General features: G+C 63.5%; 13 protein-coding genes. 5 read left to right on the top strand and 8 right to left on the bottom strand.

What is annotated here, in order from left to right; all coding sequences use genetic code 11:
• Positions 1-113: 113 nt before the first annotated feature.
• From OIN59_RS18530 to OIN59_RS18550, 5 genes are all read left to right on the top strand, one after another.
• Complete coding sequence (locus OIN59_RS18530) at positions 114-1,517, top strand: amidase (RefSeq protein WP_274112581.1); 1,404 nt, start codon at positions 114-116, stop codon at positions 1,515-1,517.
• Positions 1,518-1,644: 127 nt separating this feature from the next.
• Positions 1,645-2,253 carry a hypothetical protein gene (locus tag OIN59_RS18535; protein WP_274112583.1) on the top strand — a complete coding sequence of 203 codons (609 nt, stop codon included), beginning with the start codon at positions 1,645-1,647 and terminating at the stop codon, positions 2,251-2,253.
• A gap of 23 nt (positions 2,254-2,276) precedes the next feature.
• The gene (locus tag OIN59_RS18540; protein WP_274112585.1) at positions 2,277-3,626 is read left to right on the top strand and encodes a tetratricopeptide repeat protein; all 1,350 of its coding nucleotides are present in this window, start codon (positions 2,277-2,279) and stop codon (positions 3,624-3,626) included.
• Between the two features lie 90 nt (positions 3,627-3,716).
• The gene (locus OIN59_RS18545) at positions 3,717-4,289 is read left to right on the top strand and encodes a hypothetical protein (RefSeq protein WP_274112587.1); all 573 of its coding nucleotides are present in this window, start codon (positions 3,717-3,719) and stop codon (positions 4,287-4,289) included.
• A gap of 269 nt (positions 4,290-4,558) precedes the next feature.
• Entirely contained in the window at positions 4,559-5,032 is a 474-nt protein-coding gene (locus OIN59_RS18550) for a hypothetical protein (RefSeq protein ID WP_274112589.1), read from the top strand.
• Between the two features lie 140 nt (positions 5,033-5,172).
• Here the strand turns inward: OIN59_RS18550 and OIN59_RS18555 are convergent, their stop codons facing one another.
• The 8 genes from OIN59_RS18555 to OIN59_RS18590 form a co-directional block, all read right to left on the bottom strand.
• Positions 5,173-5,844: a histidine phosphatase family protein gene (locus tag OIN59_RS18555; protein WP_274112591.1), complete on the bottom strand. Its 672-nt coding sequence runs from the start codon at positions 5,842-5,844 to the stop codon at positions 5,173-5,175.
• A gap of 124 nt (positions 5,845-5,968) precedes the next feature.
• Positions 5,969-6,187 carry a hypothetical protein gene (locus OIN59_RS18560; protein WP_274112593.1) on the bottom strand — a complete coding sequence of 73 codons (219 nt, stop codon included), beginning with the start codon at positions 6,185-6,187 and terminating at the stop codon, positions 5,969-5,971.
• An 84-nt stretch (positions 6,188-6,271) separates the two neighbouring features.
• Entirely contained in the window at positions 6,272-7,120 is an 849-nt protein-coding gene (locus tag OIN59_RS18565) for a DUF429 domain-containing protein (RefSeq protein ID WP_274112595.1), read from the bottom strand.
• Complete coding sequence (locus tag OIN59_RS18570) at positions 7,117-7,998, bottom strand: DMT family transporter (protein WP_274112597.1); 882 nt, start codon at positions 7,996-7,998, stop codon at positions 7,117-7,119. The genes OIN59_RS18565 and OIN59_RS18570 overlap by 4 nt, the downstream gene beginning before the upstream one ends.
• 203 nt (positions 7,999-8,201) lie before the next feature.
• Positions 8,202-8,624, bottom strand: a complete 423-nt coding sequence (locus OIN59_RS18575) for a BLUF domain-containing protein (RefSeq protein WP_274112599.1) — start codon at positions 8,622-8,624, stop codon at positions 8,202-8,204.
• A 3-nt stretch (positions 8,625-8,627) separates the two neighbouring features.
• Entirely contained in the window at positions 8,628-9,353 is a 726-nt protein-coding gene (gene folE / locus OIN59_RS18580; protein WP_274112601.1) for a GTP cyclohydrolase I, read from the bottom strand.
• A gap of 116 nt (positions 9,354-9,469) precedes the next feature.
• Positions 9,470-10,702: a cardiolipin synthase ClsB gene (gene clsB / locus OIN59_RS18585; RefSeq protein WP_274112782.1), complete on the bottom strand. Its 1,233-nt coding sequence runs from the start codon at positions 10,700-10,702 to the stop codon at positions 9,470-9,472.
• A gap of 58 nt (positions 10,703-10,760) precedes the next feature.
• A complete protein-coding gene (locus OIN59_RS18590; protein ID WP_274112602.1) occupies positions 10,761-11,498 on the bottom strand; it encodes an endonuclease/exonuclease/phosphatase family protein in 738 nt (245 codons plus the stop codon).
• Positions 11,499-11,820: the final 322 nt, after the last annotated feature.

Below are 11,820 nucleotides of genomic sequence, written 5' to 3' on the forward strand. Positions count from 1 at the left end.
CCACGCGCCGCAACGCGGCGCGTGCAGGAGCAAAGACTCCTAAAACAATAGCTGCCAGCGCTTTATCCATAAGCGCTAGTGGCCTTTTTTATTGATAACCCCTGCATTCCGCCATGACCGCACTGCACGACCTGCCCGCCCACGACCTGATTGCCGCCTACCGCCAGCGCACGCTGTCACCGGTCGAGGTCACGCAGGCCGTGCTGGCCCACATCGAACGGTGGGAGCCCCACATAAAGGCCACCTACCTGCTGCGCCCCGAGGCCGCCCTGGCGCAGGCCCGCGCCTCCGAGGCCCGCTGGCTGCGCGGCGAGCCCCAAGGCGCGCTGGACGGCGTGCCCAGCACCATCAAGGAAAACATCTCCACCGAAGGCGACCCCACCCCACTGGGCACGGCCGCCGTCGAGCTGGTGCCCGCTGCAGCCGACGCCCCGCCCGCCGCCCGCATGCGCGAGGCGGGTGCCGTCATCGTCGCCAAGACCACCATGCCCGACTACGGCATGTTGTCCTCGGGCCTGTCCACCTTTCACCCGCTGTCGCGCAACCCCTGGGACGTGAGCAAGGGCCCAGGCGGCTCCAGCGCCGGTGGTGGCGCCGCAGCCGCTGCTGGCTACGGCCCGCTGCACATCGGCACCGACATCGGTGGCTCGCTGCGCCTGCCCGCCAGCTGGTGCGGCATCTTCAGCCTCAAGCCCAGCCTGGGCCGCATCCCGATCGACCCACCGTACACCGGCCGCGCCGCCGGCCCCATGACCCGCACCGTGGCCGACGCCGCGCTGATGATGCAAGTGCTGAGCCTGCCCGACGCGCGCGACAGCATGAGCCTGCCCTACCAGGACATCGCATGGAGCCAGTTCAACAAGGGCGTCGAACGCCTGCGCGGCCTGCGCATCGGCCTGCTGTTGGATGCCGGCTGCGGCCTGCCCGTGGAGCCCGAAGTGAAGGCCGCCGTGGAGCGCGCGGCCCAACTCATGGAGGCAGCCGGCGCCACCATCGTGCCCATGGCGCCCTTCATGACGCAAGCCATGCTCGACGGCATGGACCACTTCTGGCGCATGCGTTCCCACATCGACCTGCAAGCCCTGCCTGCGGCGCGGCGCGACAAGGTGCTGCCCTACATCCGCGCCTGGGCCGACAGCGCCGCTGGCATGAGCGGCACCGAAGTCTTCAACGCCAGCCACCAGTTCCACCTGACGCGCGTGGCCACCGTCAAGGCCTGCAGCGCGTTTGACTACGTGATCTCGCCCGTGGCCCCCATGCCCGCCTTCCAGGCCGAGCTGCCCTCGCCCACCAACGACCCGCTGCACCCACTGGAACACATCGGCTTTACCGTGCCGTTCAACATGTCCGAGCAGCCTGCGGCCTCGGTCAACTGCGGCTACACCAGCGCTGGTTTGCCCATCGGCCTGCAGATTGCGGGCCCACGCTTTGACGACCTGGGCGTGCTGCAGGTGGCGCACGCCTTCGAGCTGATCCGCGAACCCCAGCGGGCATGGCCCCAGCCGCCTGCGGCATAACCCTGCGTTGGTCGTGCGTGGTTGTTGGTAACCTAGGGGGACACGCTCCAGCGCGTGTGCGTCACCCGCCAACGTTGACGCCCCTCTGGAGCCCTACCTTACTTACAAACCACCACCCAATCACCGCATGGACATCATCATCCTGGCGATCCTGATCGCCACCGGCACCTTCATGCTCAACGCCAAGGAGCAGCGCAAACGCATTGCACTGCTGGGCAAACACCTGGCCAACTACCAGATCGAAAAGCTGATGGAGGCGCTGACCGACGGCTACCTGCGCGCCCTGGGTGAAAGCACCGACGAGCGCCGCAGCCAGATCTGGAGCCTGCTGAGCACCACCGAGTCGCAGCTGAGCGAGCAATTCAGCCGCTTTGCCGCCGACTTTGCCAAGGTGGACGAAGCCCACGCCCGCGTCAGCCGACTCTCCGTGCCGATCCCGTTTGCCGACAAGCTGCTGCCCGCCATGACCTTTGACGTGCGCCGCGCGCTCGCCATCCATGCCCGTGGCATTGCCCATGTGGTGCAGAACACCAGCCACCTGTCGCCCAAAGACCGCGCCTACATGATGACGGCCGAACTGTTTCTGATGCAGCACACCTGCCACTGGTACTGCAAGTCCAAAACCGTGGCCACCGCCCGCATGCTGGCGCGGCACCAGACACCGCACGAACAGCTCGTCGCTTCCGTTTCAGCCGAAACCCGCAACGCCTACCTGACCTTGATCAACGGCGGCTGAGCCCAGCGACCCAACAATGCCCCATGCCATCCTCCACGCACACCCGCATGACCGACAGCCTGGGCAACCCCATCACGCTGCACGACGAGGCCAGCGCGACAGCGCTGAATGACTTTGTAGAAGGCTTCATCGCCTGCGAGGCCCGCGCGGTGAACGTGCTGAACGCGGCGTCCGACACCAGCCCCATCGTGCAAGCCAGCTGCGCCGCACTGCACATGTTTGCCGAGTCGGCCGATGCACCGCGCAACGCGCGCCCCTTCATCGACCAGGCGCTGGCCCACGCCACAGAGGCCAGCGAGCGCGAACAACGGTTTGTGGCCGCCATCGCCGCCTGGGTGGATGGCAATCTGCCCCGCGCCATCGCGCTGCATGAGGAACAGGCCCGCCTGTTCCCACGCGACCTCGCCTCCGTCAAGCTCGGCCAGTACCACCTGTTCAACCGGGGCGACTCGCCCGGCATGCTGCGCCTGGCGCTGCAGGCCCTACCCGCAGCGGCCGAGGTGCCCTACCTGCACGGCATGCTGGCCTTTGGCTGGGAGCAATGCCATCGCCTGCCGGAGGCCGAGGCCGCCGCCCGCCAAGCCATCGCCCTGTGCCGCAAAGAGCCCTGGGCCCACCACGCCCTGGCCCACGTCATGCTGACCCAGGGCCGCATCCGCGAAGGCGGCGACTTCATGGCCAGCGTGAGCGGCACCTGGACGGGCCTGAACTCCTTCATGGTCACGCACAACTGGTGGCACCAGGCGCTGTTTTTGCTGGAGCAAGACCGGCACGCCGAGGTGCTGGCGCTCTACGACAGCCAAGTCTGGGGCGTGGTCAAGGAATACACGCAGGACCAGATCAACGCTGTGTCACTGCTCGCCCGGCTGGAGTTGGCAGGCGTGGATGTCGGCGACCGCTGGACCGACGTGGCCGACCACCTGGCACTGCGCCTGGCCGACCATGTGCTGCCCTTTCTGGACCTGCAATACCTCTACGGCCTGGCCCGCGCTAACCGCACGGAGGCAGCACGCACGCTGCAACAAAACATCGAGGCCCACGCCGCCACCCGCACCGAGGCGCAGGAGCGCACCGTGTGGCAACAAGTGTGTGTGCCTGCCGCCCACGGCCTGCTGGCGCATGCGCAGGGCGACTGGGCGACGGCAGCAGAGAAGCTGGGCGTGGCCCTGCCCCGGCTGGTGGAGATTGGCGGCAGCCATGCGCAGCGCGATTTGTTTCACCAGATCTGGGTGGATGCGCTGCAGCGCAACGGGCAGTGGGCGGCGGTGCAAAACGTGTTGCAGCCGATGGTGAATGGGCAGCCGGAGTCGGTGAGGCTGGCGCGGCAGGTGGGGGTGGTGAATAATTTTTTGAATTTGAAGGTAGAAAATTGAGTGACAAATTAACTTGAATTAACTAGTTTCAGGCTCTCAATTTTTCAAAAATTACCTTTAATTTATATTTCACACCATTAATATTATATTATGATAAAAATTGAAAAACAGTATGATGGCGTCACGCTAGTAGATATCCAACTCGCATCAGCCTACTACCCTCTCTTGGTTGACCTAGCAAAACACAAGCATTGCCTTACATACGGGGAGCTTGTCACCAAAGCAAAAGAGGAGTACCCGAATCGACCGGAGGTACAAAATGCCATCGCAGTTTCAACAGGACGCAGATTGGACGTAGTCCGCATGTTTACCTCTGAGCATGACCTTCCAGATCTGACTTCGCTAATTATCAGCAAAGGATCTGGTGAATGCGGGGTTGGATTTACTCGCAACTTTGACCCCAAAACTTCGCGAGACAAAGTTTTCGCATTCGATTGGAGCATAGTAACAACCGATTTCGATGGATTCTTAGAAATTACAAAAAAATCCATCAAACCGCGAATACCAGTAAAAGAAACCAAGGCACTAGAACTCATGTCTTCTTACTACCAAGAAAATAAGAAAGATCTACCAAAATCAATTCGTGAAAGCAGAGAGCAGATTTTAGAACTAATAATGGAAGGCCTCAGTCCTGAAGAGGCATTTTCACAAGCAAGACATTAAGAGCCTGTTTATTATTTCGCAGGGACTTGCGTTGAAGCATAACTAGGAGCAGTGGGTGCCTCGAGCGCACTGCATGGGCTCTCGCCCATGCAAGCAGTCAGGGCGTCTAATCGCCCGATTCCCGCCCCAACCCTTTGAACAGATGCCTTAGCGGGGTGGTCTGCAGCGTTGCTGCGCTTGCATCTCGTCCCGCAAAGACCGTTGCGGGCCCCAAGAGATCGCAAACAGGTTGAAAACCATCGATTCTCAGAAACTATTCAGATCAATAGATGTTAAATATTGAAAAAGATGAAAATGGGCTAGTTTGGCATTGCCGGGTTGCTGCTTTGCTACTTCGCGAACTGCCATCCAATCCACATACAAACCATCATATACGCAGCGCTATCCGCGAAGCGTCAGTTGCAATCAGAGGGAAACATCAAAAATTTCCCAAAAATGTTGACTTTTATAGTACGGCGGCGCGAGACCAGTTGACCTACGGCGATGCCTCCGGCTTAGTGCGGGAACACGTAGTACCCGTAAGCATAATCAGCAAAAAAATTTTTGAATTGAACAATCCAATTGAAATCAATATTATTAACATTGTCCACGAATGGACAATATTGGCACTCATAACACACAAGGAACACGAACTACTACGGGAGAACGGACTATACGACAAGATGCCAAAAAACTGGTGCGGAGTTGATAAGTTTTCCAGATACAAAGAATTAGCCATTGAATTATTTCCAACTCCAACATAGCCAAACAGATCCCCAGATTGGATTTTTGTGATCTCAACGGCTTAATCTCAAAAAAAGGGAAAGCAGCCGTATGCTTACTAAGCACGAATCACCCGTCACTGCAAACACTACTGACTTACGCACCAATAGGTACAACATAGTCAACGCACCACCAACTTCGTCTGGTCATACACCGGCTGCTCTGGCAAATCCGCCAGGTGCCGCACGTCGGCCCAGTCCAGCACCTCCACTGCCTCGCCGTTCACCCGCACGCGGTTGAGTCCCGCGTTGGGGATGTCGCTCTGGCGGGGGCCGTCCAGCCCCGTGCCACGTGCCGTGCGCCAGATCATGTCGAGCACGCCGCCGTGGGTGACGACCATCACGGTCTGGCCGCTGTGCTGCTGGGCGATGCGGTAGACAGCGTCCATCACGCGGGTATGGAACTGGCGGGTGGTCTCGCCGCCGGGCATACCGTAGTCGGCTTCAAAGCGCAGCCACTGGTTCCATGCGTCGGCGTGTTCCTGTTTGACGTCGTCCACGCGCTTGCCGTCCACCACGCCAAAGTTTTGCTCGCGCAGGGCGCTGTCGGTGAGGGTGTCGATGCGGGCCTGGGGGAACAGCACTTGCAGGCTGGGCGCGGCGGTCTGCTGGGTGCGGATGAGGTCGCTGCAGATGAGGTGGTGCACCACGGGGCGCTCTGCAGCCAGGCGCTCGGCCAGGCGGCGGGCCTGTTCGTGACCAGTGGCGTTGAGGGGTACATCCACGTGGCCCTGAAAGCGCAGCTCGCGGTTCCAGTCGGTCTCTCCGTGGCGGATCAGGATGAGTTCGGTCATGCGTGCCATTATCGAATGTACACACAGCATTGCAAGCTCTTTTGCCCGCAAGCGCTTATGCAATAAGCGCTGATAGCTATGTTTTTTATAACAGCAGCGCGTCAGCCCACCACCGTGCGGCCCGTCACCGCATGGGCACGATGAGCACCTTCCGGCGCGGCTGGCAGCCCGGGCCTTCGTAGGCGGCACTGTCGCGCTCCCACCCCTGGCCGGGCGACGCCTGGGCGCACACACGCTGACCATCGACCAGGCTGCGCCAGTAGTACCAGGGCGCGGGGGCGGCCTGCACCAGCAGCGGGGCCAGCAAAACCAGCGCGAACCAATGACGGGGGGCGAAAGGCATGGGCAAACAAAGCATCCAGCGTGTCCCGCCCATGCTACGCAGCCTGCGGCGGGCCGATGCCCGGAAAAGCGGTGGAATCGTTGGTCAGGGCTTGTCAGCCGTGACGATCCAGCCTTCCAGCGGGTCGAGCCCCGGCGGCAGGCCATAGAGCGCATCGCCTTCGGCATGGCGCTGCTCGGCCCAGGCGGCTTGCAGCAGGCACAACACGGCGTCCAGGCTGTCGCCGCTGGCGTCATCGACCAAGGCATCGCGCTGGGCGTGGCTGAGCTTGAGGCGCAGGCCCAGTTGGTTCTGCCCCATCTCCAACGCGTTCACCAGGTCCTTGCGGGCGATGAGGCGGTCAGGGGTCTGCTTGGCGCGGTCGTCGCTTTTGTAGCTGCGGCGCCGCAGCACCTCGCGCGCGAGCAGGCCGGGGTAGGCCTCCAGCGCCACGCGGCGGGGGTCGCCAGGGTGCAGGCCGGGCAGATGCACACCGGCATCGAGCAGCAGTGGCAGGCCCGCGTGCAGCATGTAGGCGACGGGTGGGTTCACCCATTTCATCGACGGGCTGGAGCCAGCGGGGCCGTCGGTGGCGCGGTGGGCAAACTTGCCGCCCACGGGGCGGGCGTCGCAGAACGCAGCGAACTGGTCGCGGATCTGCGCGCGGCTGAGGCGGCGGTAATGCTGCATGCACGCCAGCCAGTCGGTGGGCCAACCCAGCGCCCGTACCAGCTCGCGCGGCAGGCCAAAAGGCAGGTCAAAGCCGCCCACCCAGTCGCCGGGTTGCGCCAACCATTGGCCAAACGCAGCCAGGGTGTCGAAACGCTTCAGCGCCGTGAGCTGCACGCGTGCACCCTGGCACTGGCCCAGCGCGAGCACGATGGGCTTGCGCCGGGTGGGGCTGCTGGAGAAGTCGCAGCCCAGCAGAAGGGGTTGTGGTGCCGTGGCCGTCATCCCAAAGCCAACGCTGTCACACCCGCCGCAATACACAGCGCACCAAAGATGCGCGCCACACGGTCGCCCTCGCCCAGCAGGTGCCCGCCGATCAGCGCGGCAAACAGCATGGATACCTCGCGCGCCGGTGCCACGTGCGACAGGGGCGCCTGTTGCATGGCATAAAGCACCAGCACATAAGCCACGGGGCTGACCACCGCCACCAGCAGCGCAAAACGCCACTGCGTCAGCCAGAGCGTGCGGGCCGTGGGCAGATCACGCAGCACCACGGGCGCCAGCAGGCCCACGCGCACAAAGTTGCCCATGTAGTCCACCAGGATGGGCGACATCAGCAGAAACTTGACCGCATAGCCATCGACCACGGTGTAGCTTGCGATGAACGCGCCCGTGAGCAGGCCATACAACATGCCCTTGTGCACACGCGCCCGCGCAGCCGGGTCGTGCGCCGCGCGCAGCAGGCCGGGGCCACCCGCGATCAGAAACACGCCCCCCACCACGCCCACGATGCCCAAGGCACCCAGCGCAGAGATCTGCTCGCCCAACAGCGTGATGGCCACCAGCGACGACAGCAGCGGCCCCGAGCCGCGCGCCAGCGGGTACACCACAGTGAGGTCAGCCACGCGGTAGCCGCGCAGCAGGATGACGAAATAAGCCACATGCAGCAGCCCACTGGCGGCGACAAAGCCCCATTCCACGGCACCCCACAGCGGCACCGCGTCGCGCCCCAGGTACCAGCCCAGCGGCGCCCAGAACAGCATCATCAGCACCGAGGTGAAGAACGCAAACCGCGAATCGCCCCCGGCCTTCTTGGCCACGATGTTCCAGCACGCGTGGATGAGGCCGGCGAGGATGATGAGGGCGAAGGCGGTGAAGGTCACGGGTAAAAAGGAGCAGCTTGAATGCAAAAAGCCGCAACCCCTGTGGGCTGCGGCTGCAATGACGAGTCCAGGACAACAACGAAAAGTGGGGTGATTGGCGTAGCGAGCGGCCTCAGCCTGGGTTGAGGAACGCAGCCGCACTCCCGTGCGGTGAGTACCGCAGGCCCTGGATCAGGCCGCGCAGTAGCCAAGCGCCCCGCTTTTCAGGCCCTTCCGATGATGGAGGCCGTGGCCATCAACTCTTCAAGCAGCGCAAACGACACCTTGCCCGACACCGCGTACGGGTCCAGCTCGGGCTTTTCGGAGTATTTGAGCAAGATGGAGTGGTTGATCTTGGACAGGTTGACCTGCCCCATGGTCCAGCCGCCAAAACGGCGTTCGGCGATTTCTTCGTAGTGCAGCAGCTCCACGTCCTTGTGGCGCGGGTCTTTCTGGATGTGGCCATACAGCTCGCTCACTGCAGAGCGCCCGCCCTCGATGGCTTGCAAGAACACGCCGCCGCCGTAGCACAGCACGCCGGTGATGCCGCTGCCGGGGTTGTGCTGGCGCGACTGCGTCAGGATGGCTTCGATGGCGGCGGGCGAGGTATCGACCGCGCGACTGGCGTAAAGCAGGCGTACCAACATAGGTCAGTTCTTTCCAGGAATGAGGGACAAAAATTCGCGGCGCAGGGCGGAATCCTTGAGGAACACGCCACGCATCACGGAGTTGATCATCTTGCTGTCCATCTCGCGCACGCCGCGCCAGGACATGCAGAAGTGGCTGGCCTCCATCACGATGGCCAGGCCATCGGGCTGGGTCTTTTCCATAATGAGATCGGCCAGTTGCACCACGGCTTCTTCCTGGATCTGGGGACGGCCCATGACCCAGTCCACCAGGCGCGCGTATTTGCTGAGGCCGATCACGTTGGTGTGCTCATTGGGCATCACACCGATCCAGATCTTGCCGATGACGGGGCAGAAATGGTGGCTGCAGGCGCTGCGCACGGTAATAGGCCCGACGATCATCAGCTCGTTGAGGTGCTCGGCGTTGGGGAACTCGGTGATGGGCGGCTGCGTCACGTAGCGGCCCTTGAACACCTCGTTGAGGTACATCTTGGCCACGCGGCGCGCGGTGTTGTTGGTGTTGTGGTCGCCGTCGGTGTTGATGACCAGGCTGTCGAGCACGCCCTGCATCTTGACTTCAACCTCGTCGAGCAGCTTCTCCAGCTCGCCGGGCTCGATGAATTCGGCAATGTTGTCGTTGGCGTGAAAGCGCTTGCGCGCGGCGGCAAGGCGCTCTCGGATCTTGACGGAAACGGGCGTGCCTTCGTCCGGTGAGGTGGGCGTCATATCGGCGGCAGGTTGGCTGGACATGGGTGGCATCCTACCAGCGAACGCGCTTCGACCGATCGCAAGGGTTTTAGGCACCAAGCGCTTATGCAATATGCCTGAACAGCTACCATATTAATAGCAATCTCAACCAACCCCCGTCAATACCGTTTGCCCGTTACCCATAACGCCAGGCGCATGAGGCCAAAGGCCACGCGGTCCAGCACCCGCTGGCGCAACGGGCGGCCCGCGTAGCGTGCTGGGTCCATGCGGCGACCCGCGTGCTGCATGGCGTGCACCAGGCGCTGGCGCAGGTCGATGGCAAAGGCTGCGTCTTCCACCACCACATTGGCCTCCCGCGCCAGCAGCAGGGAGAGCGGGTCGAGGTTGGACGAGCCCACCGTGGCCCAGGGCCGGTCGCTATGCGCGTCGATGACGGCCACCTTGGCGTGCAGAAAGCTCGGCGCGTACTCGTAGATCTCGACCCCCGCCTCCAGCAGCGCGCCATACACCGGCCGGGCCGCGTGGTACTGCATGAAGTATTCGTACCGCCCCTGCAGCAGCAGGCGCACCCGCACGCCCCGGCGGGCCGCCATGACCAGCGCGCGGCGCAGCTTGCCGCCGGGCATGAAGTAGGCGTTGGCAATGATGACTTCATGCCGCGCCGCGCCAATGGCGCGGAGGTAGGCCTTCTCGATGCGGCTGCGGTTGCGCACGTTGTCGCGCAGCACCAGGGTGGCGCGCACGGGTGGCCCGGCGTTGGGGTCGGTGCCCTGCGCGGCCTGCTCTGCGTTCCGCGCTGCGCTGGCGGCGCGCAGGGCCTGCAGCGCCTCGGGCAGGCGGCGCTGGCGCGCGTCGCGCACGGCCTGCATGCGCCACCACAGCTGGTCCATGGTGTCGCTGGCCTGCGCCACCAGGCTGCCCGTGGCGCGCACGGCAAAGTCAAACCGGGGGGCATCCAGCGTGCCGTGGTTGGGGTCGTGAAAGTCGTCCAGCACGTTGATGCCGCCGCAAAACAGCACGCGCCCATCCACCACGCACAGCTTGCGGTGCAGCCGCCGCCAGCGGTGGGGCAGCAGCAGCCCCAGCGGCCCCAGCGGCGAATACACGCTGCACAACACGCCGGCGGCGTGCAGCTGCTCGGCCCAGGCCTTGGGCAAGGCGCCGGTGCCCACGCCATCGACCACCAGCTGGGTGCGCACCCCCCGCGCCGCAGCGCGCATCAGCGCCTGCGCCACCGAGGCTCCAGCGCCGGTGAAGTCAAAGATGTAGGTTTCGAACTGGATGTCTGCCATCGCGGCATCCATGGCCTTGATGAGCGCGGGAAACAGCTCTTCGGCACCTTGCAGCAGGCGCACCTGGTGGTCGTCGGCGAGTTCAAACCCGCCTCGCATCGCGGACAACTTGCGCCTCATCCTGTCACCCCGCCACCCCACACGGCACAGCAAAGCCTCACAGCCGGAACTCCGCGATCAGGGGCAGATGGTCGGACATGCGCCACCAGATGCGGCCACGTGGCACCTGCAGCGACAGCGGCGTGAGCCCGCGCGCATACACATGGTCCAGCTGCGCCAGCGGCAATCGTGCCGGGTAGGTGAAGGTGCGCGGGGCGTCCCACTCATACAGGCCAAAGCCCGCCAGCATGTGCTTGAGCAATTGTCCCCAGTCGTTGAAGTCGCCCGCCACCACCAACGGCGTACCGGGCGGCACCTCACGCTCGATGAAGGCCTGCAGACGCTCGACCTGGCGGATGCGGCTGCCGGGGATGAGGCCCAGGTGCACCACGATGACATGCACGCTGCGGCCCTGCACGTCCACCTCCACATGCAGCAGGCCGCGCTGCTCAAAGCGGTGGTCCGAGATGTCTTCATGCTGGTGCCCAATCACCGGCCAGCGGGTCAGCAACGCATTGCCATGTTCGCCGTGTTTGGTGACCGCGTTGGTGCGATACACCGCCTCATAGCCTTCGGGCGCCAGAAACTCGGCCTGAGGCAGATCGGGCCAGCGCTGAAAGTACGCCGCCTCGCGCCGGTGCAGCTTGCGCACCTCCTGCAGGCAGACGATGTCGGCATCGAGTTGCTCCACCGCCAGGCCCAGGTTGTGGATCTCCAGCCGCCGCGCGGGGCCTATGCCTTGCACCCCCTTGTGGATGTTGTAGGTGGCTACGCGCAGGATGTCTTCGTGTTGCATGGTCCTAGAAGCAGTAGTTGAACGCACCCGCCAGTGCCGCGATGGGCGCGCCAGGCAAGACGCGAGGACGCGGCGGGCTCATGCCCACAAGGAGGAGTAACGCTGCATGGCGCGCCGAGCGCGATGCAGGCGAGGGTGTAGCGTGCCCACTCGACAAGCGAACGTCAACGAAGCAGCGAAAGTATGTATCCATCGGGCTCTCTTGAATATGGCAAGCGATCAACTACCGCTTCTAGGACTTGAGATTGTGTCGCAAGCCGCGCGGGCAGCGGGTTTGCCCGACGCAGGCGGTGGGCTGCAGCGCCTTACACTGGGGGCCCCA

The organism is Acidovorax benzenivorans, assembly GCF_028680575.1.
Classification (GTDB): domain Bacteria; phylum Pseudomonadota; class Gammaproteobacteria; order Burkholderiales; family Burkholderiaceae_C; genus Acidovorax; species Acidovorax benzenivorans.

Excerpts from the sequence above, each read along its gene's own strand:
- OIN59_RS18575 (WP_274112599.1), bottom strand. The coding sequence starts at position 8,624 with ATGTTGGTACGCCTGCTTTACGCCAGTCGCGCGGTCGATACCTCGCCC.
- OIN59_RS18565 (WP_274112595.1), bottom strand. The coding sequence starts at position 7,120 with ATGACGGCCACGGCACCACAACCCCTTCTGCTGGGCTGCGACTTCTCC.
- OIN59_RS18535 (WP_274112583.1), top strand. The coding sequence starts at position 1,645 with ATGGACATCATCATCCTGGCGATCCTGATCGCCACCGGCACCTTCATG.
- OIN59_RS18590 (WP_274112602.1), bottom strand. The coding sequence starts at position 11,498 with ATGCAACACGAAGACATCCTGCGCGTAGCCACCTACAACATCCACAAG.
- clsB (WP_274112782.1), bottom strand. The coding sequence starts at position 10,702 with ATGCGAGGCGGGTTTGAACTCGCCGACGACCACCAGGTGCGCCTGCTG.
- OIN59_RS18560 (WP_274112593.1), bottom strand. The coding sequence starts at position 6,187 with ATGCCTTTCGCCCCCCGTCATTGGTTCGCGCTGGTTTTGCTGGCCCCG.
- OIN59_RS18550 (WP_274112589.1), top strand. The coding sequence starts at position 4,559 with ATGTTAAATATTGAAAAAGATGAAAATGGGCTAGTTTGGCATTGCCGG.
- OIN59_RS18555 (WP_274112591.1), bottom strand. The coding sequence starts at position 5,844 with ATGACCGAACTCATCCTGATCCGCCACGGAGAGACCGACTGGAACCGC.
- OIN59_RS18545 (WP_274112587.1), top strand. The coding sequence starts at position 3,717 with ATGATAAAAATTGAAAAACAGTATGATGGCGTCACGCTAGTAGATATC.
- folE (WP_274112601.1), bottom strand. The coding sequence starts at position 9,353 with ATGTCCAGCCAACCTGCCGCCGATATGACGCCCACCTCACCGGACGAA.
- OIN59_RS18530 (WP_274112581.1), top strand. The coding sequence starts at position 114 with ATGACCGCACTGCACGACCTGCCCGCCCACGACCTGATTGCCGCCTAC.
- OIN59_RS18540 (WP_274112585.1), top strand. The coding sequence starts at position 2,277 with ATGCCATCCTCCACGCACACCCGCATGACCGACAGCCTGGGCAACCCC.